The organism is Sphingobium xenophagum, assembly GCF_002288285.1.
Lineage (GTDB): Bacteria > Pseudomonadota > Alphaproteobacteria > Sphingomonadales > Sphingomonadaceae > Sphingobium > Sphingobium xenophagum.
Map to the genome: position 1 here is coordinate 1,981,957 of NZ_CP022745.1, position 26,187 is coordinate 2,008,143.

Sequence of the window (26,187 nt, forward strand, 5' to 3'; positions counted from 1 at the left end):
TAGGGAGGCCGCCGGTCGCCCGGCGGCCTTCATCAAATCACTTAGGCGCCAGACTTAAGCAAAAGTCTTGCCGAAGCTGTCGAGCGCGGCCTTGAGCTTGCCCTTGGCTTCGTCGCCCAGATCCTTGGTGTCGCGGATCATGGTCAGTACGTCGGCATGATCGTGGCGCAGATAGGCCAGCATCAATTCTTCGTAACGGGTCACGTCCTTGACGGCGACGCTGTCCAGATAACCGTTGGTGCCAGCGAAGATCGACGCGGTCTGTTCCTCGAACGGCAGCGGCGAGAATTGCGCCTGCTTGAGCAGTTCGGTCAGGCGCGCGCCGCGGTTCAGCAGCTTCTGGGTCGATGCGTCGAGGTCCGAACCGAACTGGGCGAAGGCCGCCATTTCGCGATACTGGGCCAGTTCCAGCTTGATCGAGCCGGACACCTTCTTCATCGCCTTGGTCTGCGCGGCGGAACCGACGCGCGACACCGACAGGCCGACGTTGATGGCCGGACGGATGCCCTGGTAGAAGAGGTTGGTTTCCAGGAAGATCTGGCCGTCGGTGATCGAGATCACGTTGGTCGGGATGTAGGCCGACACGTCGCCTGCCTGCGTTTCGATGATCGGCAGTGCGGTCAGCGAGCCAGACCCGTTGTCGCTGTTCATCTTGGCCGCGCGCTCCAGCAGGCGGCTGTGCAGATAGAACACGTCGCCCGGATAGGCTTCACGGCCCGGAGGACGACGCAGCAGCAGCGACATCTGGCGATAGGCGACGGCCTGCTTCGACAGATCGTCATAGACGATGACGGCGTGCATGCCGTTGTCGCGGAAATATTCGCCCATGGTCACGCCGGTATAGGGGGCGAGATACTGGAGCGGAGCGGGCTCCGAAGCGGTCGCGGCGACGACGATCGAATATTCCATCGCGCCATTTTCTTCGAGCTGCTTGACGATCTGGGCAACGGTCGAGCGCTTCTGGCCGACTGCGACATAGATGCAGTAAAGCTTCTTGCTCTCGTCATCGCCCGCATTGGCGGCCTTCTGGTTGATGAAGGTGTCGATCGCCACGGCAGTCTTGCCGGTCTGGCGGTCGCCGATGATCAGTTCGCGCTGGCCACGGCCGACGGGGACGAGCGTGTCGATGGCCTTGAGGCCGGTCTGCACGGGTTCGTGAACCGAGGTGCGCGGGATGATGCCGGGCGCCTTGCGCTCGACGCGCATGCGCTGGTCGGACACGATCGGCCCCTTGCCGTCGATCGGGTTGCCAAGGCCGTCCACGACGCGGCCCAGCAGGCCCTTGCCGACGGGGACGTCGACGATGGTGCCGGTGCGCTTGACGGTGTCGCCTTCCTTGATCTCGCTGTCGGACCCGAAGATCACGACACCGACATTGTCGGCTTCCAGGTTCAGCGCCATGCCCTGAATGCCGTTGGCAAACTCGACCATTTCGCCCGCCTGGACATTGTCGAGGCCATGGACGCGGGCGATGCCGTCACCCACGGTCAGCACGGAACCGACTTCGCTAACCTGCGCTTCGGTGCCGAAATTGGCGATCTGGTCCTTGATGACCTTCGAAATTTCTGCGGCGTTGATATCCATGTTCAGCCTTTCATCGCCATGGCGAGACTATTCAAACGGGTACGAATGGAGCTGTCGATCATCTGGCTGCCGATCTTGACGACCAGCCCGCCCAGGATCGCGGGGTCGACCTTCGCATCGATGGCGACGTCGCGGCCGACGCGGGCGCGCAGGCTTTTGCCGAGCGCGGTGATCTGCGTCTTGGTCAGCGGGTGCGCGCTCGTCACTTCGGCGCGGGCCTCGCCCTTGTGATTCGACAACAGGGTTTCATAGGCGCGGATGACAGCGGGAAGCTGGCCAAGCCGGCGGTTCCCGGCAAGCACGCCCAGAAATTTCGTGGTCAGGGGATCGATCCCCATGGAGGATGCGACGGCGGCGATCGTCTTTCCAGACGCATCGCGGCTCAGCACCGGGCTGTTGATAAGCGCTTTGAAATCAGGCGATTGGGCAATCGCACCCTTCAACGCAGCAAGGCTGTCCGCCACGGTGTCGAGCGATTGGCCATCGCGCGCCAGATCGAACAGCGCAACCGCGTAGCGGCCGCTGAGGCTGGCCTGTATACCGCCGGTAGTCTCCACGCGCTTACCGTCCTCCATTTGATGTGCCGGTCATGCAAAGAGGGGGGAGCAGTTACGCCCGTCCCCCTTGTTGTGGGGCCGGTTAGCAGCGCGATTATGACTATGCAAGTCATGCTGCGCGATTCCGGCAATAGTGCGAAACCGCTGGCATTTGACTGAGTTTTTTCGCGGCACCGAATCGGTTATTGCGCCGGATCGACCGGGGCAAGCCGACCTTTCTGGCAATGATAGACAATCCGTTCGTTGGGCTGGGCCGGGACGATTGCCGCAATATGCGATTGCAGCGCGGCAATCCGGGCCAGAGCTCCCGGGTTGCTGCCACAGGCGGGAATCGGCTTGTCCCCCACCAGCGCGCGCGCCTTGGCCATGGTGTCGGCATCGGGCAGCCAGCGGTCGACGCGCAGCACGCCATTGACGGGATCGAAGCGGCTGGAGGCGAGATAATGGCCCTCCGCCGGGATCGTCACCCGCTGCCATCCAGTGCCGCTGGCGACATATTGGGTGTCGCCATTGACGCAGCCGCCCTCCGCCCAGTTGAAGGCGATGTCATCGGGTTGCGACAGGGTCAGGCGGCTGCGCGCCATGTCCACCTTGCAGATATTGTCGCCCGCCCAGGCAAAGGCGGTATTGCTGACCACGCCCCCATCCTGCGCCACGGCGACCTTTTCGTCGATGCTGGCGAAACTGGGTCGAAAGAAGAACAGCCCCGCCGCCCCGAACAGCAGCAGCCCGCCGATCGCCAGCGACCATGTCGCATGCTTCTCCCGCTTCTGGCTGTAGAACAGCCCGCCAGCGCCCAGCGCCAGTACGGCCACGGCCAACAGTACGGCTGCCCCGGCCATCGCGTTTTCGCGCGCGGAAATCACCTCCCGCTCGGCAGCGTCGCGAGCGCGGTCCATCGCCTGCTGGCGCGCGCTGTCGCTGGCGCGCAGCTTCTGCTCGCTCATCGCCGATTCGCGCTGGAGGATCGCGGCCTCGGCCGAATCGGCGTCGGCAAAGGAACGGCACGGCACGACAGTATGGCGCGACGATACGCCCGCCTGCCGCAGGAAGGAGGCGATTTCTCGCCAGGATACGGCAAAGCCGAATTCGGCGTCGCTGCCGTCCGATACCGATCCGAAGCTGTTGACCCCCAGCACTCGACCACAATCATCGACCAGCGGCCCGCCGCTGTTTCCAGCCGCCAGGGGCGCTGTGTGCAGCAGCGTGTCGAAGCTGCGGCTCGCGCGGCCGGCGGACACATTGCCGCTGGTTTTGACGGTCGCCACTGGTTCGACCATCTGCTTGAGGCCCAGCCCCTGCGCCCGGTCGACCGTGCCGGGATAGCCGATCGCGGTGACATGCTGGCCGTCGGTCACGGCCCCGGCATAGAAAGTGCTGACCGGCAGGCTGCCCTGTTCCAGCTGGATCAGGGCCAGGTCGTTGCCGGGCGAAAAGGCGATGATGCGCCCGCCATAGCTGTTCGTGCCTTCGGAGGGGATCACGCCGATGACGAGATTTTTCTCTTCCCGCGCCAGTTCCACGACATGGGCGTTGGTCAATATCTTGTCGGGTGCGACCGCCAAACCGCTGCCATGGCCGACAAAATAGGCTTCGCTGCCATCGGTCGCGACCAGCACGACACGCACCACACCGCGCGCGGCAGCGGCGATGTCCTGCTGTTCGGCGCGGGAGACCGTCGGCGCGGCAAGGGCGAGCGCCAGGAGGATGAAGCGGAAAAGAGCGACCATAGGCGCGCATACATATGCGAAGGCGGGCGTTGCGCAATCGGGAAAAGTGCGTGGTTTTTTTGAGCGCAAGCCGCGGGAAGCATGGCCAGCGCTTTCGCTATATCCCATAATGTATGAACCAGATGACCCGCCTGTCCACGCCCGTGCCCTCCATGCCCGATCCCGACCAGTGCTGGGCGGCGGTCTTGCGGCGCGACCGGACGATGGACGGGCGCTTCGTCAGTTGCGTCGCGACCACCGGCATCTATTGCAAGCCCAGTTGTCCCGCGCGGCACCCCAGGCGGGAGAATATGACCTTCCTGCCCGATCCCGCAGCGGCGCGCGCAGCGGGCTTCCGCGCCTGCCTGCGCTGCCGCCCGGACGAAACGGGGCGGGACAGGCAGGCGGTGGCCGCCGCGATCGCACTGATCGAAGCGGCGGAGGAGTCCCCCCGGCTGGAGGCGATCGCAGCCCATGTCGGCTATGCCCCGCATCATTTCCACCGCCTGTTCAAGCGCGAGACCGGGCAGACACCCGCCGCCTATGCCCGTACGCTGCGGGCCGACCGGCTGAAGACCGCGCTGGACGCGGGCGGCAGCGTGACGGCGGCCATTTACGAGGCGGGCTATGGTGCGCCTAGTCGCGCCTATGCCGACGCGGCAACCCATCTGGGCATGACGCCCAGCGCCTGGCGCGCGGGCGGGCGCGGCGTCACGATTCGCTGGCGCACCATCGACAGCAGCCTTGGCCCGATGCTGATCGCAGCGACCGACAAGGGGCTGTGCCGGATCAGCTTCGATGAGGGCGAGGCGGCGCTGCGCAACCGCTTTCCGCAGGCGGACCTGCGCCCCGCCGACGCTGCTCTGGATCGGCTCGCCGCTGCCGTCGTGGCGCTTGTGGATGATCCGACCGGCGCGCCGGATCTGCCGGTCGATGTTGGCGGCACCGCCTTCCAGCAGGCGGTATGGTCCGCCCTGCGCGCGATACCTGCCGGGCAGACCCGCAGCTATGGCCAGATCGCCGCCGCCATCGGCCGCCCCGGCGCCGTCCGAGCGGCTGGCACTGCCTGCGGCGACAATGCGCTTGCCGTCCTCATCCCCTGCCACCGCGTCCTGCGCAGCGACGGCACGGCGGGCGGCTACGCCTGGGGCGTGGAGCGGAAACAGGCACTGCTGGCGCGAGAAAGGCGCAAATAGCGGATCAGATTGCACTTTCCAATCGGTCCGGCCTCCGCCACTCTGGGGACCGGTCTTTGGGTGAAATATAACGATGCGGATGTGGGCGGCCCTGTTGCTGGGCATCGGATGGATGATGGCGTTGCCCGGCACGGTGCAGGCGGCATGGTGGCAGGCGAAAAGCCGTCACTTTACCGTTTACAGCGAAGGCAATGACGAAAAACTGCGCGGCTTGGCCGAACGGTTGGAGAAGTTCGATTTCCTGCTGCGGCGGCTCCATGATGTGACCGATCCCGAACAGGGTAGCCCGGTGCAGGTCTATCTGCTTTCCAACGACAGGAAGGTGCAGAAACTCGCGGGCAATCCCAACATCGGCGGCTTTTACACGACATCGAATTGCAGCGCCTTTGCGGTGCTGGCGCGCGGCGAAAAGACCGGAAAATTTGATTTCGGCGCGGAAGAAATCCTCTTCCACGAATATACGCATCATTTCATGCTGCATCACTTTCCGGCTGCCTATCCCGCCTGGTATGTCGAGGGATTTGCCGAGTTTTTCTCTGTCGTGAAATTTCCCAAGAGCGGCGCGATCGAGTTCGGCCATGTGCCCATGGCGCGGTTGCCCGGACTGGTGCTGGGCCAACCCTATCCGCTCGAATATCTGTTCGCCCGTGACACGGGCGATCTCAGCCGACGTGACGGGGACCGTTATTATGGCACCGCCTGGCTGCTCACCCACTTCTATCAATATAACAAGACGCAGCGTGGCAAGGAGATCGCCAGCTATTTGGCGGATTTGGTCAGGGGCGTTCCAGACCGTTCGCCCGACAGCTATTTTGAAGGTGGGCTTGCAGGTCTGGAAAAGGACCTCAGGGCCTATATGCGCCACCGTCTGTCAGCCTCATCGCTCAAATCCAATGAAATGAAGATTGGCGAGATTGTCGTCAGCCCTGTCGATCCGGCGCAGGGCGCGTTGGTCGAGGATGAACTGCGGCTCATCAATCACCCGAAGGCCGACGAACTGCCCGCCATCGTCACCGCCATTCGCGCGACCGCCGCCCAATTCCAGGATTCTGCCTATGCGGCTGCCCTGTTGGCGGAAGCGGAATGGGCCGCTGAGGAAAAGGACGCCGCGTTGGCGGACGCGGACCGGGCGATCGCGATGGATGCCCGCTCATCGCGTGCCCATGCGGTTCGCGCGCAGGTTTTGCTGGAGCGCGCGCATGACAGCGACAAGGCGGACGACTGGAAGGCGGCGCTGACCGCCATCGTTCGCGCCAACCGCGCCGACACGGAGGACCCCGTGCCGCTTGCGCTATTCTACCGCTATCACGCGATGCGAGGCGGCAAGATGCCCGATCTTGGCTATGATGGGCTCTACAAGGCCTTCACCCTGTTGCCGCAAAGTCCTGACTATCGCTTCAATGTCGTCCGCGCGATGGCGGCGCGGGGCGACTATGCCACAGCTTCCCTGCTGCTCGATCCCATCGCCTATTCGCCCCATGCGTCTAACATGCGCGAAGCGGCGATCAGGTTGAAGGCGGAACTGGACGGCCAGGCGGCCCAGACGTCGGCAGAGAAGGCGAAGAAAACGGGAAATCCCGCACCCGCGCCATGACGGCGGCGCGGGCTTCGTCGCCCATGCTGCGCCAATGGACGATTTCGTCGATCGTCCGTCCGCAACCAGTGCAGATCCGCGCTGCGTCCAGCGCGCAGAGGTTGCGGCATGGGCTGGCGATAGGCGCGTCCATCACATGAAACTGTAGGGATCGACATCCACGGCGACGCGGGTGCTGGATTTCCACACGATATTGCCCAGCCATTCGCGAATCGCCGCCTGTATGTCGACCTGCCGCGTCGCGTGGATCAGCAGTCGGTGGCGATGCCGTCCGCGCAGGACGGAGAGCGGCGCAGGGGCAGGGCCATAGACGCGCATACCCTCTATCAGCGGCGCAGACTTGCCGATCAGGCGCGCGACCTGTGCTGCTTCGTCGGCATCCTCGCTCGAAATGATGATCGCGGCGAAGCGGCCGAAGGGCGGGGCGTTGGCGCGCCGTCGATTTTCGGTCTCGACCGCGTAGAAGCGCTCGGTATCGCCCTCGATCAGCGTCTTGATGACCTCGCCTTCGGGCATCCGGGTCTGGATGAACACGCGGCCCGGCTTTTGTCCGCGTCCGGCGCGCCCGGCCACCTGCATGATCTGCTGGAAGGTGCGCTCCGACGCGCGCAGGTCGCCGCCCTCCAGCCCCAGATCGGCGTCGATCACCCCCACCAATGTCAGATTGGGGAAATGATAGCCTTTGGTCACCAACTGGGTGCCCACGATGATATCGATGTCGCCCGCCTCCACCGATTTGACGAAATCGGCGACCCTGGCGGGCGAAAATAACGTGTCGGATGTGACGATGGCGGTGCGCGCCTGCGGCCAGAGCGCCTTCACCTCGTCAGCGATCCGCTCCACCCCCGGCCCGCAGGCGACCAGCGAATCCTCCTCCTTGCATTCCGGGCAGAAGCGGGGCGCGGGAACGACATGGCCGCAATGATGGCAGGCCAGCCGATGTGTCAGCCGATGTTCGACCATCCAGGCGGTGCAATTGGGGCATTGGAAGCGATAGCCGCAATGGCGGCAAAGGGTCAGCGGGGCATAGCCGCGCCGGTTGAGGAACAACAGGCTCTGTTCGCCCTTGGCCATCACCTCGTCGATGGCCTTGACCAGAGGCGGCGCGATCCAGCGACCGCGTTCGGGTGGATCGGTCAGCAGGTTGATCCCCTCGATCTGCGGCATTTCCGCCCCGCCATAGCGGGATGGCAATTTGATTTCGCGATAGCGGCCCAGTTCGACCTGATGCCGCGTCTCGATCGCGGGCGTGGCGGACGCCAGGATGACCGGGAATTTCTCGATCAGGCCGCGCATCACCGCCACGTCGCGGGCGTGATAATGGACGCCATCCTCCTGCTTGAAACTCGCCTCATGCGCTTCATCGACGACGATCAGGCCGAGCTTCGGATAGGGCAGGAACAGCGCCGAGCGTGCGCCGACGACGACCTGCGCCTGCCCGCTGGAAATCGCCCGCCACGCCCGCCGCCGCTCGGTCTGGCGCAGGCCGCTATGCCAGTTGACCGGGATCGTGCCGAACCGGGCCTCGAACCGTTCCAGAAACGGCTCGGTCAGCGCGATTTCGGGCAGCAGGACCAGCACCTGGGCATCGGCCCGGATGGCGGCGGCGATCGCCTCGAAATAGACTTCGGTCTTGCCCGATCCGGTCACGCCGTCGAGCAGGAAGGGCGCAAATTCATGGTCGCGCACGGCGTTCGCCATCGTCATCGCCGCGTCCGCCTGTGCCGCTGACAGGGTGGGCGGGGCATGGTCCGGGTCGGGCGCGGGGAGGGGTGTATCGACGCTGACTTCGATGGCGTCGAAAATATCCTGCTTGATGAGGCCGCGAATCACCGCGTCGCTCACCCCGCCGATCAGCGCCAGTTCGCGCACCAGCCCCTGCCGCTCGCCGATCCGCTCCAGCGCCTGCGCGCGCTGATCGGTCATGCGGTCGGGCTGACGGCCATTGGCCTTATATTCGATGACGGTGCGCGTGCCTTCCAGCGCCGCCATCGACGCCAGCGCCATGCGCAGCACGGCGGCAGGGGGCGACAGATAATAGTCCGCCGTCCATTCGATCAGCCGCCGCAGCGTTTCTGGCAAAGGCGGGGCGTCCACCAGCTCGATCAGGTTGCGCAGCCGGTTGTCGCCCACGCTCTCGACATCGGGGAAACTATCTTCCTCCCACACCACGCCGACCAGCTGGCGGGGCCCGAGCGGCGCGACGACGATGCTGCCGGGCTTCACGTTCATGCCGTGCGGCACGCGATAGTCGAGCGGCCCCAGGGCAGCGTTGAGCAGGAGGACACGGGCGCGGGACATGCCCCGTCCTTAGCGCCTGACGCCCGACAGGCAAATGCCGCCTGCTATATCCGCCAGCTCAATGTCAGCCAGGGTATATGGGCGACGACATCTGGCCGTGCCTCGCGAAAAGTCTGCTGCCGCATGTAGAGCAGTTGCGCATCGAGGTTCTTGCCGATCGGGTGGCGCAGGCCGATCTGTTGCCGCATCACGGCAAGGCCGGTCCTGTCGCTGGGCCGGGCGCGATTGAGGTGAAAGAAGAATTCCGTCACCGCGATCATGGTCCACTGTTTCGCCCGGTCCAGCGGTACGCTGGCCTGGAGCCGCTGGCGCAGGCGCCAGCTGGCGGTGTCGACATTGTCGAAGAAGCGCTCCTCCATCCGGGTGCGGGCTTGCCAGATGCCCTTGCTGAGCGTCACCTGCTGATGAAAGCGCAGTTCCTGGTCGACCTCGCTCTTGAGATAGGCGATGGCGCCGCCCACCTGCACCGCCGGGCTGATGCGATGGTCCAACGCGATCCGCGCCAGAAACTGCTCGCCGCCGCTGCCAGTGTCGGACCGCGCGCGCTGGCTTGCATCAATGGTGACCAGATCGTCCTTGCTGGCGTGGATCGTCGCCATTTCCGTGATCCACATTTGCGATTCCTGGGTCGCGGCTAGCGCGGGAGAGAGCATCGCGATGACCGGCAGGACGCCTGCCAGCAGGCTGAGGGGCAAATGGCGGCGCATCTCTGGTCCTTTGGCAGGGTGCGCGCCCTATAATCGCAGTGGCGGGACGACACAATCACCCGATCCGACATGGCCAATCCCGCCGCCAGCCGCTAAAGGGACCGGATTCGCCCATCCCCGGAGCCGCATTCCATGAAATTCTTTGTCGATACCGCCGACACCGCCGAAATCCGTGATCTCGCCGCCACCGGCCTGCTCGACGGCGTGACCACCAACCCGTCGCTGATCCACAAATCCGGCCGCAAGTTCCTGGAAGTGGTCGAGGAAATCTGCGGGCTGGTCGAAGGCCCCGTTTCCGCCGAAGTCGTCGCGCTCGATCATGAGACGATGATGAAGGAAGCCGCCGTCCTGCGGAAGATCGCGCCCAATGTCTGCATCAAGGTGCCGTTGACCATCGACGGCCTCAAAACCTGCAAGGCGCTGACCGACGATGGCGTGCTGGTCAACGTCACGCTGTGCTTTTCCGCCAATCAGGCGCTGCTCGCGGCCAAGGCGGGCGCCAGCTTCATCTCGCCCTTTGTCGGTCGGCATGACGATAACGGCTTTGACGGCATGGCCCTCATTCAGGACATCCGCCTGATCTACGACAATTATGGGTTCGACACCGAAATCCTGGTCGCGTCGGTCCGCCACCCCATCCATGTGCTCGAAAGCGCGCGGATCGGCGCCGACGTCATGACCGCGCCGCCCGCGGTCATCAAGGCGCTGTTCAACCATGTCCTGACCGACAAGGGCATTGCAGGCTTCCTGGCCGACTGGGAAAAGACCGGCCAGACCATCCTCTGATCCAGGAGCGCCGGGCGCGTTAGACGACGCGCCCGGCGCTGATCGTCCTTATATGATGGATGGTGACCCCGGCAGGACTTGAACCTGCGACCATCCGCTTAGAAGGCGGATGCTCTATCCAGCTGAGCTACGGGGCCATGCTTCGCCCCGATAGCGGCGAGCGCGGCAGCTTGCAATCACCGGCCTGTGCGATATGCACGGCTGCATGATCGACGGGGCCGTTCAGAAAATCGATGCCGATGCGCTGGGCGGTCGCCCGTTGCGCTATTTCGACTTTGTGATGGCGGCCTTCGTCGTCATCCTGCTTCTGTCCAACCTGATCGGCGCGGCCAAGCTGTCGACGCTGGGCGGCGTCACCTTTGGTGCGGGCATCCTGTTTTTCCCGCTGGGCTATGTCATCGGCGACGTATTGACCGAAGTCTATGGCTATGCCCGCGCGCGCCGCTGCGTCTGGGCGGGCTTTGTCGCGATGCTGTTCATGGCGCTGATGAGCTGGGTCGTGGTCGCGCTGCCGCCAGCGCCCGGCTGGCCGGGGCAGGACGCCTATGAATCGGTGTTTGGCAATACCTGGCGGATCGTGTTCGCTTCCCTCATCGCCTTCTGGGCCGGGGAATTTGCCAACAGCTTCGTCCTGGCCCGCATGAAGGTGCTGACGCAAGGGCGGCACCTTTGGATGCGCACGATCGGGTCGACCGTCGTGGGGCAGGGCGTGGACAGCCTGCTCTTCTATCCGCTCGCCTTTTACGGGCAGTGGAGCAATGCGCAGGTGCTGACCGTCATGGTCACCAACTGGGCGATGAAGGTCTTTTGGGAGATGCTGCTGACGCCGGTGACCTATGGCGTGGTCAATATGCTCAAGCGGCGCGAAGGGCTGGACGTCTATGACCAGGGCACCAATTTCACGCCGTTCCGCGCCCGGCTTTAAGCCGGATAATCGGCCCGCACAAAATAGAGGCCATCTGGCGGCGCATTGAGCCCCAGCGCGGCACGGTTGCGGGCCTCCAGCGCATCGCGCAGGTCATCGGCCGACCATCGCCCCATTCCCACCATCGCCAGGCAACCGACCATGGACCGCACCTGATGATGCAGGAAGGATCGTGCCCCGGCATGGATCGCAATCCGGTCCCCCTCCCGCTCGACGCTTAGCCGGTCGAGCGTCTTGACCGGGCTGGCCGACTGGCAATGGGCGGACCGGAAGGTGGTGAAATCATGCAGCCCGACCAGCACTTGCGCCGCGTCATGCATCGCCCCGGCATCAAGCTGCGGCTTTACCTGCCAGGCCAGCCCCGCTTCGAAGGTCAGCGCCGCGCGGCGGTTGACGATGCGATAGACATAGGATCGGCCCATGCAGGAAAAGCGCGCGTGCCAGTCGTCCGATACTTCTTCGCAACCCAATATCGCCACCGGCTGCCGTCCCAGCCGCGCGTTGATCGCCTCCATCAGGCGGAATGGCGTCATCGGCTTGGCCACATCGGCATGGGCGCGCATCGCCAGCCCGTGCACACCGGCGTCGGTGCGCCCGGCGGCATGAACCACGACCCGCTCGCCCGTCACGGCATGGATCGCATCTTCGATCGCCTGCTGCACGCTCGGCCCATGCGCCTGCCGCTGCCACCCCATGAACGGCCGTCCGTCAAATTCGACGGTGAAGGCAAAACGGGTCATGGCTCAGGGGCGTTCGTGTCGAACATGGTCGAGAAACAGGGGACGCGTCATCTCACCCGTCCACCCGGCTCCCCGCCGGCATATCGAACCCGCGCAGCATCTCATCCGGCGTCATCGCCGCCTTGCCCGCGCGCTGGATCAATGTCGGGCGGATCGCGCCATGGCCGCATGCGATCAGCAGCGCGTCGTCCAGCAACGCGCCGGGCGCGCCATCCTCATGCTCGACCTGCGCCGTCAGGATGCGAAACCGCTCCCCGCCATATTCGAAAAAGGCACCGGGAAAAGGATTGAAGCCGCGAACCTGCCGCTCGATCTGAAGCGCGGGCCGGGTGAAGTCGATCCGCGCCTCGGCCTTGGCGATCTTGGCGGCGTAGGTGACGCCCTCATCTGGCTGGGCCATTGGCGGATGCTGCGCGACATCGTCCAGCACTTCGACCATCAGGTCCGCGCCCGCCTGCGCCAGTTCGGCGGTCAGCGCGCCCGCCGTCTTGCCCTCTATCTTGGTCACATATTTGGCCCGCATCGGCCCGGTATCCAGGCCAGCCGCCATGTCCATGATTGTGACCCCGGTGACATTGTCGCCCGACAGGATCGCCCGCTGGATCGGCGCCGCCCCGCGCCAGCGCGGCAGCAATGATGCATGGATGTTCATGCAGCCATGGCGCGGCGCATCCAATATGGCGCGCGGCAGGATAAGCCCATAGGCCGCGACCACCGCGACATCGGCATCGAGCGCCGCGAAGGCGGCCTGTACCGCCGCGTCCTTCAGCGATTCCGGCGTCCGAACCTCAATCCCCATCGCCTCGGCCCGTTGATGGACAGGGGAGGGGGTCAGGTTCTTGCCACGCCCGGCCGGACGGGGCGGCTGGCTATAGACCGCGACGATGTCGTGCCCCGCCTTTGCCAGTGCGTCGAGCGCGGGAACCGCGAAATCGGGAGTGCCCATGTAGATGATACGCATAGCATCATCTCAAAGCCCTTGTCGGGACGGGTTGCAAGCCCTTATCTCACGGCATGGCCTCTCCCGAAATCGAAGCGCTGACGCAAGCCCTGTCCCGCCTGCCCGGTCTGGGGCCGCGTTCCGCGCGGCGGGCGGTGCTGCACCTCATCAAGAAGCGCGAGGCCGCCATGGCCCCGCTGCTGCGCGCGCTGGAGGCGGTGAACGACCGGCTCGTCACCTGCCATGTCTGCGGCAATGTCGACACGGTCGATCCTTGCGGCATCTGCGCCGATCCGCGCCGCGACCCGCGTGCGCTGTGCGTCGTGGAGGATGTTGCCGACCTGTGGGCGCTCGACAAGTCCCGCCTTTTCCCCGGCCGCTTCCATGTGCTGGGCGGTCGCCTGTCCGCGCTGGAAGGGGTGCGGCCGGAGGATCTGACCATCGATGCGCTGGTCGGGCGGCTGGAACAGGGCGGCATCGATGAAGTGGTGCTGGCGATGAACGCGACGCTGGAGGGGCAGACGACCGCCCATTATCTGGCCGAGCGGCTCGAACATTTCCCGATCCGCCTGACCCAGTTGGCCCATGGCGTGCCGGTGGGCGGCGAACTGGACTATCTGGACGAAGGAACGCTGGCGCAGGCGCTGCGGGCGCGAAGGCCGGTGGGGTAGGGGAGTGAAACCTTTTGCCCGCGCCGTGGATCGCTTGAAATCCTGCGTCTTTCCGCTATTTTATGAAGATGGCCATTCTTCCCATCCTAGAGGCGCCGGACCCGCGCCTGCGCACCATTTCGACCCCCGTGGAGTCGATCGACGACGATCTGCAACGTCTGATCGACGACATGTTCGACACCATGTATGACGCGCCGGGCATCGGCCTGGCCGCGATCCAGGTCGGCGTGCCCAAGCGGGTGTTGGTGATGGACTTGCAGGAACCGGAATCCGACGCGGAGGACGCTCCCCCGGTCAAGAAGCCGATGGTGTTCATCAACCCCGAAATCCTCAAGGAATCGGAGGATTTGTCCGTCTATAACGAGGGCTGCCTGTCCGTTCCCGACCAATATGCGGAGGTGGAGCGTCCCGCGACGATCCGCGCCAGCTGGATGGACCGCGACGGCCGCATTCATGAGGAACAGCTCGACGGGCTGCTTGCCACCTGCCTCCAGCATGAAATGGACCATCTGGAGGGTGTTCTCTTCATCGACCACCTGTCGCGCATGAAGCGCGACATGCTGATGAAGAAGCTGACCAAGGCCCGCCGCGCCGCCTGATTTATGTTCGTCATCCCGGCGAAAGCCGGGATCTCGTTTCCTTTGCGCGGCGCTGCAAGAATAAGGGAGATGCCAGCCTTCGCTGGCATGACGGGCCTCTGGGTCAGTTCACCCCGTCGGTATCCAGCGCATAGCCCGCCGACCGCACGGTGCGGATGATGTCCTGAAACTGGCCATCGCCGTTGATAGCCTTGCGCAGGCGGCGGATATGCACGTCCACGGTGCGCAGTTCGATATCGCTGTCCTGCCCCCACACGCTGTCGAGCAGCCGTTCGCGCGAGAATACCCAGCCGGGATGCTCCAGAAAATGGCGCAGCAGGCGGAATTCGGTTGGGCCGAGCGGGATAACCTGCCCGCCGCGCCGTACCTTGTGCCCCACCGTGTCCATCTCGACATCGGCAAAGGTCAGCGTTTCGCCGGCCAGCGCCGGGCGCACGCGCCGCAGCACCGCGCCGACCCGCGCCACCAGCTCGCGTGGCGAAAACGGCTTGGTCACATAATCGTCCGCGCCCGTTTCCAGCCCGCGCACCCGATCCTCTTCCTCACCGCGCGCGGTCAGCATGATGATCGGCACATTGGCGGTGCCGTTGGCGCGGCGCAGGCGGCGGCACACCTCGATCCCCGACAGGCTTTCCACCATCCAGTCGAGCAGCACGATGTCGGGCACATTTTCCTGCGCCATCAACAGGGCTTCCTCGCCATCGACCGTATGGGCGACGTCGAAATCCTCACGCTTGAAATGCCAGATCAGCAATTCGGCCAGCGCTGCGTCATCCTCGACCAGCAGCATTTTTGCACGGGCCATGGTCCTTATTCCTCCGCCGCCGCGCCGCCGCGATCGCGGTCGGGCAGGGTCTGGCCCGTAGCCGCATAATAGACCATTTCCGCGACATTGGTCGCATGGTCGCCGATCCGCTCGATATTCTTGGCGATGAACAGCAGATGCGCGCATTCGCTGATCGTCTTGGGATTTTCGACCATATAGGTGACCAGCGTGCGGAACACGCTGTTGTAGAAATCGTCGACCACCGTGTCGCGCTCGACCACGGCGACCGCCAGATCGGGATCGCGCGCGGCAAAGGCGTTGAGCGCGTCATGCACCATCTCGCTCGCCACCTGTCCCATGGACGGCAACAGCGATACCGGCTCCAGCGTGCGCTGGTTGACCATGATCAGCGGCACCCGCTTGGCGATATTCTTGGCATAATCGCCAATCCGCTCGACCACGCCGACAATCTTGAGCGCGGCGATGACGTCGCGCAGGTCATTGGCCATCGGCGCGCGGAGCGCGATCACCTGGATGACCAGCTTTTCGACTTCCGCCTCGATCGCGTCGATACGCTTGTCGTCGGCCACCACCTGCGCCGCCAGCGCCAGATCCTGCCGTTGCAGCGCGGTCATTGCGCTTTCGATGGCAGCTTCGGCCCGTCCGCCCATTTCCGCGATCAGGCCGCGCAGCCTGTCGATTTCCTCGTCGAACGCCTTGATCGTATGTTCAGCCATATTCGTTTCTCCCGCGATCAGCCGTAGCGACCGGTGATATAATCCTTGGTCCGCTCCTGCGTCGGGTTCGTGAAGATGTCGCTCGTCACGCCATATTCGACCAGATCGCCGAGGTGGAAGAAGGCGGTGCGTTGCGACACGCGCGCAGCCTGCTGCATGTTGTGGGTCACGATGACGATCGCATAGCGGCCGCGCAGTTCGTGGATCAGCTCCTCGATCTTCGCCGTTGCGATCGGGTCCAGCGCGGAACAGGGTTCGTCCATCAGGATGACCTCCGGCTCCACCGCAATAGCGCGGCCAATGCATAGCCGCTGCTGCTGCCCGCCGGACAGGGCAGTGCCGCTGTCGTGCAGCCGGTCCTTCACTTCTTCCCACAGGCCCGCGCGGCGCAGCGATTTTTCGACGATCACGTCCAGGTCCGCCTTGGCATGGGCCAGGCCATGGATGCGCGGCCCATAGGCGATATTTTCGTAGATCGACTTGGGGAAGGGATTGGGCTTCTGGAACACCATGCCGACCCGCGCGCGCAGTTGCACCACGTCCATCGACGGGGAATAAATATCGTCCCCATCCAGCGTGATCGTGCCTTCCACCCGCGCGCTGGCAACCGTGTCGTTCATGCGGTTCAACGTCCGCAGGAAGGTCGACTTGCCGCAGCCCGACGGGCCGATGAAGGCGGTGACATGGTCCATGTCGACGTCGATCGACACGCCCTTTATCGCCTGCTTCGCGCCGTAAAAGACCTTGACGTCGCGGGCCGACATTTTGGGGTTGGCAATGGCCAGAGGGTTTGTTGCTTCGGTCATGGGCGCGTTTACCACCGTGTTTCAAACTTGTTGCGCAGATAGATGGCCAGGCCATTCATCGCGAGGAGGAAGGCCAGCAGCACGATGATCGCGGCCGACGTCTTTTCGACAAAGCCCCTGGAGACTTCATCGGACCACAGGAAGATCTGCACCGGCAACACGGTCGCCGGATCGTTGATCCCGCCCGGCGGCGTTGCGATGAAGGCGCGCATGCCGATCATCAGCAGCGGCGCGGTTTCGCCCAGCGCGCGGGCCATGCCGATGATCGTGCCGGTCAGGATGCCGGGCAGCGCCAGCGGCAGGACATGGTGGAACACGACCTGCACCGGCGAGGCGCCGATGCCGAGCGCCGCGTCGCGGATGCTGGGCGGGACGGACTTGATCGCGTTGCGCCCGGCAATGACGATGACCGGCATCGTCATCAGCGCCAGCGTCATGCCCCCGATCAGCGGCGCCGATCGTGGCAGGTGCATGAAGTTGAGGAAGATGGACAGGCCAAGCAGGCCGAAGATGATGGAGGGGACCGCCGCCAGATTGTTGATCGACACTTCGATAATGTCGGTCCACCACGTCTTGGGCGCATATTCCTCCAGATAGAGGGCGGTGGCCACGCCAACCGGGAAGCTGAGCGCCAGCGTCACCAGCATCGTCAGCAACGAACCCTTGAACGCCCCCCAGATGCCGACCTGCGTCGGATCGGTGCCGTCGCTGGACGTCAGGAAGCCCCAGTTGAAGCCGGTCGTCAGCAGCCCTGCCTTGCGCAGGCGCTCCACTGCCGCTTCGGCTTCCGGCGCGCCTTCATGCTTGGCGGCGAGGTCTATGGTGGTCGAGGCTGGAACGCGGATCGTCACCGTCTGTCCCAATATCGCCGGATCGGCCTTGATCGCATCGCGGATGCTGATCCAGGCGGTCGGCGACAGCAGGGCGTCGGCGTCCGGGCCGAGCGCTGCCTTCGCGACCTGCCCGGTCACCATCGGCAGATTGGCATTGGCCAAGGCTGCGTCGGTGATGTTGGCCGGATCAAGCAGCAGAGGGGACGCAGGGAAGTTGACCTGAAGCGCGATTTCCGTGCGGGTGAATCCGCGCAGCCCGTTGCCGATCATCGTGAACAGCAGGAAGGCGAGGAAGGCGGCAGAGAGCGCCACGGCGAACAGGCCGGCGAATTTGAACCGCCGCTCGGCCGCATAGCGCCGCGCAATCCGCTTGCGCATCGCGTCCGACTTCCAGTCGGTGGGGTTGCGAGTGGTCATTCTGTCTCTCCCCGTTCGGGCTGAGCCTGTCGAAGCCTTCCACTGAGCGCAGCGAAGTGACCTCCTTCCGGTCGGTCGAACCCTTCGACTTCGCTCAGGGCGAACGGATGTTGGGTGTTCCGGCTCATTCGTAAGCCTCGCGATATTTCTTCACGACCCGCAGGGCCACGATGTTGAGCAGCAGGGTGACGATGAACAGCACGAGGCCAAGCGCGAAGGCGGCCAGCGTCTTGGCGCTGTCAAATTCCTGGTCGCCGGTCAGCAACTGGACGATCTGGGTCGTCACCGTGGTCACGCTGGCAAAGGGGTTGAGGGTCAGGTTCGCGGCCAGACCGGCGGCCATGACCACGATCATCGTTTCGCCGATCGCGCGGCTGACCGCCAGCAATACGCCGCCGACCACGCCGGGCAGGGCGGCCGGGATCAACACCTTGCGGATCGTTTCGCTCGTGGTCGCGCCCATCGCCAGGCTGCCGTCGCGCATCGACTGCGGCACGGCGGCGATGCTGTCGTCGGCCATGGAAGAGACGAAGGGAATGATCATCACGCCCATCACCAGACCAGCCGCCAGCGCGCTTTCCGACGAAGCGCCATGGATGCCGATCGTCACCGCAAAGTCGCGCAGCGCAGGCGCAATGGTGAGCGCCGCGAAATAGCCATAGACCACCGTTGGAACGCCCGCGAGCATCTCCAGCGTCGGTTTCATCCATTTGCGCACGACGGGCTGGGCATATTGGGTCAGATAGATGGCGCTCATCAGGCCCAGCGGAATGGCGACGACCATGGCGATGATCGCGCCGATGAAGATGGTGCCCCAGAAGAGCGGCACCGCGCCGAACGCATCCTTGTTGCCATAGCCCATCGCCGCCGATTGCGGCGACCATTTGGTGCCGAACAGGAAGTCCAGCGGATTGACCATGGAAAAGAAGCGGAAACTTTCCCACAGCAGGGACGCGACGATCCCCACCGTCGTCACGATCGCGATCAGCGATGCGATCAGCAGCGTCGCCATCACCAGCCGTTCGACCCGCGTGCGCGCCCGGAAATCGGGGCGAACGCGCGTGAAGGCATAGGCGCCGCCGGCAAAGGCGAGCACGATCGCCAGCACAGCGCCCGCCAGGCCATATTTGCTGATGGCGGCGCGATAGGGTTCGACCAGTCCCTGCGACAGCGGATTGAACGCGCCCGCCTGCGCGCCCGTCGCGATCGCCCGTGCCTCACCCAATATGGCGGAGCGCGAGAAATCGTCGGCGGGCAGGCTTTGCGCCGCCGGATCGGCCAGCACTGCCTGCGTCACCAGACCGGGCGCGACATTGGACCAGACCGCCAGAAACAGGACCGCCGGTACGATCGCCCACAAGGCGACATACCAGCCATGATAGCCCGGCAGCGAATGGACGGCATCGCGCCGCCCGGTCGCCCGTGCCACGGTCTGCAAACGCATGGCGCGGGCGCGGGCGCTGACCCAGGCGATAGCGCCCAGGCCAGCGAGCAGCAGGAAAAGTGCGGGACCGGTCATTATGGCCCTTACTTCAGCTTGGAGCCGTCAAGCACGGTCAGCGCCTTGATCGTTTCGGCGCTGGCCTTGCGGACATCTTCGGGGGCCGCGACCATGCCGCGCTTGGTGAGGGCGCCATCGGGCGCCCAGTTGGCGGCGAAGGTGTTGAGATAGTTTTGCAGCCCCGGAATGGCCGCAATATGCGCCTTCTTCACGTAGATATAGAGCGGACGCGCACCCGGATACTGGCCGGTCGAGACCGTTTCATAGGTCGCCTGGATGCCGTTGATCGGCACATCCTTGAGCGTGTCCTTATTCTCTTCCAAGAAGCTGTAGCCGAATATGCCGACCGCATTGGGGTTCGCGCCCAGTTTCTGGACGATCAGATTGTCATTCTCGCCCGAATCGACATATTTGCCGTCCTCACGGACGCGAGTGCAGGTTGCCTTATACTCGTCCTCGTTCTTCTCTTTCAGTTCCTTCATCGCCGGGTCGGACTGGCAACCTTTTTCCAGAATCAGTTCCGCCAGCGAATCGCGCGTGCCGCTGGTGGACGGAGGACCGAACACCGAAATCGCGATGGCGGGCAGGCTGGGATCGACATCCTTCCAGGTCTGCGCCTTGTTCGGGCCCTTGCCATAGGGATTGGCCGCCAGCGCCTCATAGACGATTTTCGGCGTCAGCTTGTAGCCGGGACCGTTTTTGGCTTCGGCAAAGGCCAGGCCGTCGACGCCGACCTGCACTTCGATGATGTCCTTGACCCCATTGGTCGCACACATGTCGAATTCGGATTTCTTCATCCGGCGCGATGCATCGGCAATGTCGGGATGCTGGGCGCCGACGCCGGCGCAGAACAGCTTCATGCCGCCGCCAGTGCCGGTCGATTCGATGATCGGCGACTTCATGCCGGGATTGCCCTGAACGAACAGTTCGGCAACCGCCGTCGCGAAGGGATAGACAGTCGACGATCCGACCGCGCGAATCTGGTCGCGGGTCTGGCCCGCGCCGCCGCTGCCGCTCTGGTCGCCGCAGGCGGACAGGGAAATGACGCTCAATGCCGTTGCGGCGAACAGGGTGAATTTATGCACGGAAACCTCCATTATGAAAGGCCGCGATTCGCTGTTCGCTGCCCCCTTTGACCGGCGCTATAGGGCCGCTCCATCGCGGCATTGTGACATTCAGGTTGCAGTTTGATGACATCGCAAAAGGCGATGATGACAGGATCGCTATTTTGGTCAAACCTGCCCGGCTTCCGCCTCGTTCATCAGCGGCAGCAGCACGGTCACGGTCGTTCCCTTGCCCAAAACGCTTGCTACGTCCAGCCGTCCGCGATGCCGTTCGACAATATGTTTGACGATCGCCAGCCCCAGCCCGGTGCCGCCCATCGCCCGGCTGCGCCCTGAATCGACGCGGTAGAAGCGCTCGGTCAGGCGTGGCAGATGGTCCGGGCCTATGCCTTCCCCTTCGTCGGCGACGGACAGGCGGCACATGCGGCTGCCGCCTTCGCTCAGCGTCACCCGGATCGGCGTGCCGGGACGGCCATATTTGACCGAATTGCCGATCAGATTGTGCAGCAGCTGCGACAGCTGCGCCCGATCGCCCTGCACCGCCTGCCGCCCCGGCGCGACATCCATCTCCACCTCGCGGCCACGCTCGCCATGGCTGGATCGGAACACATTGACCGCTTCGGCGACCAGTTCGCCCAGATCGACCGCGTCCGCGGGCGCGCGATATTTCTCCGCCTCGATCCGCGACAGCGAGATCAGGTCATCGACCAGTCGCTGCATCCGCCGCGCTTCGCCATCCATGATTTTAAGGAAGCGCTGCCGGGTTTCGTCGTCCTTGCCCAGTTCGGGATCGGCCAGCGTTTCGATAAAGCCCAATATCCCGGCCAGCGGCGTGCGCAGTTCATGGCTGGCATTGGCGACGAAATCGACCCGCATCCGCTCGGCGGCATGGGTGCCGCTATGGTCGACCAGATGCACCAGGCGGCGCATGTCCGCCACCGCGCCCACCGGCGCGACCCGCATCTGCCAGCGCTGCTCGCGCGTGCCCAGCCCGACCAGTTCGATCATGAACGGTTCGGCCAGCGGGGCAAGGCTCGCCAGTCGTTCGGCGGCGGCAGGATGCCGGATGGCGATGCGCGCATCCTCCCCCTCGATATGCGCGCCCAGCAGGCGCTGCGCCGCCCGGTTGACCCGCGCGATCCGCCCGCGCTCCACCAGCATCAGCGGATCGGAAATCCCCTCCAGCAGGCTCGCAAAATCGGGATGGTCGATCAGGTCCGGCTCGTCCAGCGTCACTTTCGGTACGTCGCGCCGTGGCGTACCGGCTTCGGCGGTAATGGCCAGGACGATCACGCCCGCCAGCACCGGCAGCATGACGGCAAAGGGGGATGCGCCCATCATCAGGGCAGCGCCCGTGCTCAGCAGCAGGACGGCGAAGGAGGCGATGATCTGGGAAGGACTGAGTCGATTCATGGTTACCGCACTGGATTTGTCGCGCATTTGCTGCGATGTCTGGCCCAATAGCGTGCAATCATGACGCTTTGGCAAGCCCGATAGCGGACCAGGATCAGATGAGCGAGCCGATGACCGGACAGGATGATGACCAGCAGCCCGATATGGCTGCGCAGGCCGACACGCCCGATCTGGCCGTGCCTTCGCGTCGCCAGTTGTTGATGGGTGGCGCAGCGGCGGCGTCCGCGATCGTGTCGATCCGCCCGGCGCTGGCCAATACCGCCGCCTCGGTCCTCAACTGCACGATACCCGTGCCGGATGCCGGCCGGGCGGGCAATCTGATCGCCCCCAATGGCCAGCTCGTCCCCGCCGGGACGCCCGGCGCCTTTCCCGGCGCGGGTCGCCCCTTCACCGGCGAACAGGTCAAGCAAGCCTTGCGGGGACGCCCGCTGCCGGGCACCAGCTATCAGCAGAATCAGGCCTATCTCAACTATATCCGCCGCCTTCAGTCCGGCACCAGCGGCTTCACCTGCTACGCCTCGCTCCAGATGCCGCGTTAGGCACTTGGCTACCCCTCTGCGTTAGGGCAGGGCGGATGTATGTGAGGCCAACATCTCCTTCATCGTCACCCTGAACTTGTTTCAGGGTCCATTTCACCAGATCAAGCAGTTGTTTGGGACGAGAAATGGATGCTGAAACAAGTTCAGCATGACGGGCATGTGGTGGCACCATATGCAATAGCGCCGGAGCAGGGCGCTGCTTATGGGGTAGCAGAGAGTGACAGCGACGAAACTCTATCGGCGGGACGGGGCGGATGCGGTGACCGCCTGCGCGCTCGACGACATCGTCCTCCTCTACCATCCACGGTCGGAGCAGACCCATATGGTGATCAGCCCGGTCCCCGAAATTCTTGATCAACTGGCCGATGGCGGCCCGGCCAGCGTGGCGCAGATCCATGACCGGCTGGCCCGCAGCTTCGACCTTGGCCCGGCAGACGAAGCGATCGACGAAATCGCCGCCCATCTTGACGCGCTGGTGGCGCTCGGCCTGGTGCGCCCGGCATGAGGCACCATCTGACGCTGCGCATTGGCCCGGCGACCTTCCGCATCGGCTCCGCCTGGCCAGCGCCGATCGACCAACTTGCCAGCCTCTACGCCGCCTATCCGCAACCTGCCGACGCCATCGCGGATTTCACCGTCCGGCTCCAGCCGACCAGTCTTGTGCGCCGCTTCATCCGCCCGTCCATTTTCATCACCGGCGACCATGGCCTGGCCGATGCTGCGCCGATGAGCCTGTCCCATGGCCTGCTCGCGGCGGAGATGGGGATGAACCTGCAAATGGCGCTGGGCTGGCGGCGGCACCTGCTGCTTCATGCCTCCAGCGTAGAAAAAGATGGTCGCGTGCTGGTGATGACCGGCGAGTCTGGCTCGGGCAAATCGACCCTCGCGGCCCTGCTTGGCGAACGTGGCTGGCGCTTCATGGGCGATGAATTTGCCTTGCTGGACCTTGATAGCGGCGCGATCCTGCCCTTTCCCCGCCTCGTCAGCCTCAAGAATCGCGCGATCGACGTGGTGGCGGGCCAAGTCGGGGAGGGGCGCATGGGGCCGCTGCTCGCCGCCACGGCCAAGGGCGACATTCGCCATATGGTCCCCGCCATGATGCGGTCGCGCGCATGGGGCAGGGGGCGATGCCCGCACTGCTGCTTTTCCCCCGCTTCGGCCACGCCGCCGATGTGCGTGCCGTTGGCCAGGCGGAAATCTTCATGCGCCTCACGCAAGCCTCGACCAATTATGTCGCGTTGGGCGAACCCGCTTTCACGGCGCTGACCCGGTTCGTGCGCGATGTTCCCGCCCGCGCGATCGACTTCCCCACGGGTGAGGACGCCATCGCCATGGTCGAACGGCTGTGGGAGGAGATGGCATGAGCGCCGCGCTGCTGGTGCGCACGCTGCGTGATCCTGCGTCCGTCGCCGGGCTGGACGCATCCGGCTGGAACGGCCTGATCGCCGCCGCGCGTGCCGAACGGCTGATCGGGACGCTGGCGTTTCGGCTTGATGGGGTGACGGTGCCCTCAGCGCTCACGCCGATCCTGTCCGATGCGCGGCTGGATGCCGCCCGCGAAGCGCGGCAGGCGCTATGGGAGGCTGATCGCGCGGCGCAGGCGCTTGGGGCTCTGGGCGTGCGTGTCGTCCTGCTCAAGGGCACGGCCTATGCCGCCGCCGGACTGAAGGCCGGGCAGGGGCGCTTCATCGGCGATCTCGACATCCTCGTGCCGGTCGAGGCGATGGCGGCGGTCGAACAGGCGCTGATCGCGGCGGGCTGGGAATGGGTGAAGGATGATCCCTATGACGATGTCTATTATCGCCAATGGATGCACGAACTCCCGCCGATGATCCACGCGACGCGCGACCGGATGATCGACGTGCATCACACGATATTGCCGCTCACCGCGCGCCAGACCCCCGATGCCGCCGCGATGATCGCCGACGCCGTGCCAGTGGATGATGGCCTTTTCGTCCTGTCCCCCGAAGATCGGGTCGTCCATGCCGTCGCCCATATGCTGGCCGATGGCGATTTGCAGGGCGGGCTGCGCAACCTGTGGGACATCCATCATCTGCTGGCCGACACTGACCCGGACATATTGGCGACCCGCGCCGCCCGCCATGGCCTGACGTCCCATGTCCGGCAAGCGCAGCGACTGGCCGCCGCGCTCTACGGCCCCGGCGCGCGCCTGACCCTGTGGGATCGCCTGATCCGCGCCCGGCTGCTGGCCCGCGACGGCTGGGGCCGCGAGACCCGCAAGGCGCTGGTGTTCGCCTTCTTCCTGCGCTCCCACTGGCTAAGAATGCCGCCCCTGATGCTGGCCCGGCACCTGTGGACCAAATGGCGCAAGGGGCATCGGCCGCAATAGGCAGCCTACTCCTTCTTCAATATATCCAGCGCCAGCACCGTCATCGCTTCGCTCGCCGTTGCGATCACTGCGTCGGCTTGCGGCGCCCAGAAAGGGCTGTGGAGCGAGGGAAGGGGAGCCTGGCCCGCCTGCGCCGCCGCCATCTTGTCCGCAGGCACGCCGCCGACCCAGAAGATGAAGCTGTGGATGCTCTTGTCCGCGCGATAGAAGCGGCCGAAATCCTCGCCGCCCATCACCGCCTGGGTCTTGACCACCCGGCCTTCGGGGAAATGCCCTTTCAGCACGCCTGCCATCTGTTCGGCAAATTCGGGCGGGTTGTAGGTGGAGGGGGTGAATTCGTCCTTCACCGTCACCACCGGCATCCGGTCGTCCGGCACCCCGGCCGCGATCGCTTCGCCGCGCGAAATGCGCTTGATCCCGTCGATCAGCCTGGCCCGCGTCTCGTCCGAATAGCTACGGATCGTCAGCAGCAATTTCGCTTCGTCAGGGATGATATTATGCTTGGCCCCGCCCTGGAAACTGCCCACCGTCACGACCGCCGGGTCGGATGGCTCCTGCTCCCGGCTCACCAGCGTCTGGAGCGTCCCCACGATCCGCGATCCCAGCACGATCGGATCTTTGGTCGTTTGCGGATAGGCGCCATGGCCGCCCACGCCCCGCACCAATATGTCCACGCTGTCGACATTGGCCAGCGCATAGCCGGGCGTATAGCCGATCTTGCCCGCCTCCAGATTGGCCGCGTCGTGAAAGGCGATGGCGTGGGTAGGCTTGGGGAAGCGGGTGTAAAGCCCGTCCTCCAGCATCAGCCGCGCGCCGCGCCCGACTTCCTCGGCAGGCTGGAGGATCATCACCAGCGTGCCTTTCCACTCATCCTTGGCCGCCGCCAGCAGCTTGGCCGTTTCGATAAAGGCGGTCATATGCGTGTCATGGCCGCAGGCGTGCATGACGCCCGTTTCAACGCCTTCGGGCGTCTTGGTACGCACTTTCGACGCGAAGGGCAGCCCGGTCTGTTCGACGACCGGCAATGCGTCCATATCCGCCCGGATCAGCAGCACCGGGCCGGACCCGTTCTTCATCACCGCAACCACGCCCGTGCCGCCGACCTTGTCGGTCACGTCGAACTTCAACGCTTTCAGCCGCTTGGCGAGCTTCGCGGCGGTATTGACTTCCTGTTCCGACAATTCGGGATTGGCATGGAGGTCGCGATAGAGCGCCATCAGCCCTTCCATATCCTTCGCTATGGTCGCGCCGATCGCGCTTTGCGGCGTTTCCGCCGGGGCTGTCGGCGGCGTTGCCGGATCGGTCTGGGCGATCGCGATGGAGGTGAAGCTGGCGACGGCCAATATGGCTGCGAGCGCATGGCGCATGATGAAAGTCTCCCTTGGCTGCCCGCAGCATAAGGCGATTTCAGGGCGGTGAAAGGGGGGGCTGCGTGCCAAATGCCGAAAAAGC

At 64.7% G+C, this 26,187-nt stretch carries 25 protein-coding genes, 1 tRNA gene and 1 pseudogene; 10 read left to right on the forward strand and 17 right to left on the reverse strand.

Annotation, left to right across the window (positions count from 1 at the left end; translation table 11 throughout):
• Nucleotides 1-54 precede the first annotated feature (54 nt).
• The 3 genes from atpA to CJD35_RS09760 all read right to left on the reverse strand — a co-directional run bounded on the left by atpA (nt 55) and on the right by CJD35_RS09760 (nt 3,871).
• The gene (gene atpA, locus CJD35_RS09750; RefSeq protein ID WP_017181574.1) at nt 55-1,584 is read right to left on the reverse strand and encodes a F0F1 ATP synthase subunit alpha; all 1,530 of its coding nucleotides are present in this window, start codon (nt 1,582-1,584) and stop codon (nt 55-57) included.
• A 2-nt stretch (nt 1,585-1,586) separates the two neighbouring features.
• Nucleotides 1,587-2,141, reverse strand: a complete 555-nt coding sequence (locus tag CJD35_RS09755; RefSeq protein WP_026002122.1) for a F0F1 ATP synthase subunit delta — start codon at nt 2,139-2,141, stop codon at nt 1,587-1,589.
• 182 nt (nt 2,142-2,323) lie between these two features.
• Entirely contained in the window at nt 2,324-3,871 is a 1,548-nt protein-coding gene (locus CJD35_RS09760) for a S1C family serine protease (protein ID WP_017181572.1), read from the reverse strand.
• A gap of 113 nt (nt 3,872-3,984) precedes the next feature.
• Here CJD35_RS09760 and ada point away from each other — a divergent pair, with 113 nt between their 5' ends.
• Nucleotides 3,985-5,046 carry a bifunctional DNA-binding transcriptional regulator/O6-methylguanine-DNA methyltransferase Ada gene (gene ada, locus CJD35_RS09765; protein WP_017181571.1) on the forward strand — a complete coding sequence of 354 codons (1,062 nt, stop codon included), beginning with the start codon at nt 3,985-3,987 and terminating at the stop codon, nt 5,044-5,046.
• 73 nt (nt 5,047-5,119) lie between these two features.
• Complete coding sequence (locus tag CJD35_RS09770; protein ID WP_095687010.1) at nt 5,120-6,640, forward strand: hypothetical protein; 1,521 nt, start codon at nt 5,120-5,122, stop codon at nt 6,638-6,640.
• Here CJD35_RS09770 and CJD35_RS09775 read toward each other — a convergent pair.
• The 3 genes from CJD35_RS09775 to CJD35_RS09785 are packed head-to-tail and all read right to left on the reverse strand — an operon-like array spanning nt 6,552 to nt 9,648.
• Nucleotides 6,552-6,845 carry a DUF1289 domain-containing protein gene (locus CJD35_RS09775; RefSeq protein ID WP_338057727.1) on the reverse strand — a complete coding sequence of 98 codons (294 nt, stop codon included), beginning with the start codon at nt 6,843-6,845 and terminating at the stop codon, nt 6,552-6,554. The genes CJD35_RS09770 and CJD35_RS09775 overlap by 89 nt on opposite strands.
• Complete coding sequence (locus CJD35_RS09780; RefSeq protein ID WP_017181568.1) at nt 6,773-8,941, reverse strand: primosomal protein N'; 2,169 nt, start codon at nt 8,939-8,941, stop codon at nt 6,773-6,775. The genes CJD35_RS09775 and CJD35_RS09780 overlap by 73 nt, the downstream gene beginning before the upstream one ends.
• A 44-nt stretch (nt 8,942-8,985) precedes the next feature.
• The gene (locus tag CJD35_RS09785) at nt 8,986-9,648 is read right to left on the reverse strand and encodes a DUF2490 domain-containing protein (protein WP_017181567.1); all 663 of its coding nucleotides are present in this window, start codon (nt 9,646-9,648) and stop codon (nt 8,986-8,988) included.
• Nucleotides 9,649-9,780: 132 nt separating this feature from the next.
• Between CJD35_RS09785 and fsa the strand changes: the two genes are divergently transcribed.
• On the forward strand, nt 9,781-10,434 hold the full coding sequence (gene fsa / locus CJD35_RS09790; RefSeq protein ID WP_017181566.1) for a fructose-6-phosphate aldolase: 654 nt from the start codon (nt 9,781-9,783) through the stop codon (nt 10,432-10,434).
• A gap of 60 nt (nt 10,435-10,494) precedes the next feature.
• Here the strand turns inward: fsa and CJD35_RS09795 are convergent.
• Nucleotides 10,495-10,571 (reverse strand) — tRNA-Arg (locus CJD35_RS09795).
• A gap of 68 nt (nt 10,572-10,639) precedes the next feature.
• Here CJD35_RS09795 and CJD35_RS09800 point away from each other — a divergent pair.
• Nucleotides 10,640-11,359: a queuosine precursor transporter gene (locus tag CJD35_RS09800; RefSeq protein ID WP_017181565.1), complete on the forward strand. Its 720-nt coding sequence runs from the start codon at nt 10,640-10,642 to the stop codon at nt 11,357-11,359.
• Here CJD35_RS09800 and truA read toward each other — a convergent pair.
• A complete protein-coding gene (gene truA / locus CJD35_RS09805) occupies nt 11,356-12,099 on the reverse strand; it encodes a tRNA pseudouridine(38-40) synthase TruA (protein WP_017181564.1) in 744 nt (247 codons plus the stop codon). The two genes, CJD35_RS09800 and truA, sit on opposite strands and share 4 nt — an antisense overlap.
• Before the next feature lie 52 nt (nt 12,100-12,151).
• On the reverse strand, nt 12,152-13,060 hold the full coding sequence (gene fmt, locus CJD35_RS09810) for a methionyl-tRNA formyltransferase (RefSeq protein WP_095687011.1): 909 nt from the start codon (nt 13,058-13,060) through the stop codon (nt 12,152-12,154).
• Nucleotides 13,061-13,113: 53 nt separating this feature from the next.
• On the opposite strand from fmt, the gene recR reads away from it, so the two are divergent.
• Nucleotides 13,114-13,710, forward strand: a complete 597-nt coding sequence (gene recR, locus CJD35_RS09815; protein WP_017181562.1) for a recombination mediator RecR — start codon at nt 13,114-13,116, stop codon at nt 13,708-13,710.
• A 68-nt stretch (nt 13,711-13,778) separates the two neighbouring features.
• The gene (gene def / locus CJD35_RS09820; RefSeq protein WP_026002120.1) at nt 13,779-14,309 is read left to right on the forward strand and encodes a peptide deformylase; all 531 of its coding nucleotides are present in this window, start codon (nt 13,779-13,781) and stop codon (nt 14,307-14,309) included.
• A 103-nt stretch (nt 14,310-14,412) separates the two neighbouring features.
• Here def and phoB read toward each other — a convergent pair whose 3' ends face one another.
• The 7 genes from phoB to CJD35_RS09855 all read right to left on the reverse strand — a co-directional run bounded on the left by phoB (nt 14,413) and on the right by CJD35_RS09855 (nt 21,846).
• Nucleotides 14,413-15,114, reverse strand: a complete 702-nt coding sequence (phoB, locus tag CJD35_RS09825) for a phosphate regulon transcriptional regulator PhoB (RefSeq protein ID WP_026002119.1) — start codon at nt 15,112-15,114, stop codon at nt 14,413-14,415.
• A 5-nt stretch (nt 15,115-15,119) separates the two neighbouring features.
• Complete coding sequence (gene phoU / locus CJD35_RS09830; RefSeq protein ID WP_017181559.1) at nt 15,120-15,812, reverse strand: phosphate signaling complex protein PhoU; 693 nt, start codon at nt 15,810-15,812, stop codon at nt 15,120-15,122.
• Between the two features lie 17 nt (nt 15,813-15,829).
• Complete coding sequence (gene pstB / locus CJD35_RS09835) at nt 15,830-16,618, reverse strand: phosphate ABC transporter ATP-binding protein PstB (protein WP_017181558.1); 789 nt, start codon at nt 16,616-16,618, stop codon at nt 15,830-15,832.
• Nucleotides 16,619-16,626: 8 nt separating this feature from the next.
• Nucleotides 16,627-17,868: a phosphate ABC transporter permease PstA gene (gene pstA / locus CJD35_RS09840; RefSeq protein WP_095687012.1), complete on the reverse strand. Its 1,242-nt coding sequence runs from the start codon at nt 17,866-17,868 to the stop codon at nt 16,627-16,629.
• Nucleotides 17,869-17,992: 124 nt separating this feature from the next.
• Nucleotides 17,993-19,387: a phosphate ABC transporter permease subunit PstC gene (gene pstC / locus CJD35_RS09845; protein WP_017181556.1), complete on the reverse strand. Its 1,395-nt coding sequence runs from the start codon at nt 19,385-19,387 to the stop codon at nt 17,993-17,995.
• An 8-nt stretch (nt 19,388-19,395) separates the two neighbouring features.
• Nucleotides 19,396-20,466, reverse strand: coding sequence for a substrate-binding domain-containing protein (locus CJD35_RS09850; protein WP_017181555.1), 1,071 nt, complete (start codon nt 20,464-20,466; stop codon nt 19,396-19,398).
• Between the two features lie 135 nt (nt 20,467-20,601).
• Nucleotides 20,602-21,846: a sensor histidine kinase gene (locus tag CJD35_RS09855; protein ID WP_026002117.1), complete on the reverse strand. Its 1,245-nt coding sequence runs from the start codon at nt 21,844-21,846 to the stop codon at nt 20,602-20,604.
• A 98-nt stretch (nt 21,847-21,944) separates the two neighbouring features.
• Here CJD35_RS09855 and CJD35_RS09860 point away from each other — a divergent pair, with 98 nt between their 5' ends.
• From CJD35_RS09860 to CJD35_RS09875, 4 genes and pseudogenes are all read left to right on the forward strand, one after another.
• Nucleotides 21,945-22,385 (forward strand): hypothetical protein, encoded by a 441-nt coding sequence (locus tag CJD35_RS09860; RefSeq protein ID WP_017181553.1) that lies wholly within the window; start codon nt 21,945-21,947, stop codon nt 22,383-22,385.
• Between the two features lie 217 nt (nt 22,386-22,602).
• Nucleotides 22,603-22,890: an HPr-rel-A system PqqD family peptide chaperone gene (locus CJD35_RS09865; RefSeq protein WP_017181552.1), complete on the forward strand. Its 288-nt coding sequence runs from the start codon at nt 22,603-22,605 to the stop codon at nt 22,888-22,890.
• A pseudogene (locus CJD35_RS09870) lies at nt 22,887-23,749 on the forward strand (HprK-related kinase A). Before CJD35_RS09865 ends, CJD35_RS09870 begins: the two are co-directional and overlap by 4 nt.
• The gene (locus tag CJD35_RS09875) at nt 23,746-24,735 is read left to right on the forward strand and encodes a nucleotidyltransferase domain-containing protein (protein WP_017181550.1); all 990 of its coding nucleotides are present in this window, start codon (nt 23,746-23,748) and stop codon (nt 24,733-24,735) included. Before CJD35_RS09870 ends, CJD35_RS09875 begins: the two are co-directional and overlap by 4 nt.
• Nucleotides 24,736-24,740: 5 nt before the next feature.
• Here the strand turns inward: CJD35_RS09875 and CJD35_RS09880 are convergent, their stop codons facing one another.
• Nucleotides 24,741-26,102 (reverse strand): amidohydrolase, encoded by a 1,362-nt coding sequence (locus CJD35_RS09880; protein WP_017181549.1) that lies wholly within the window; start codon nt 26,100-26,102, stop codon nt 24,741-24,743.
• Nucleotides 26,103-26,187 lie beyond the last annotated feature (85 nt).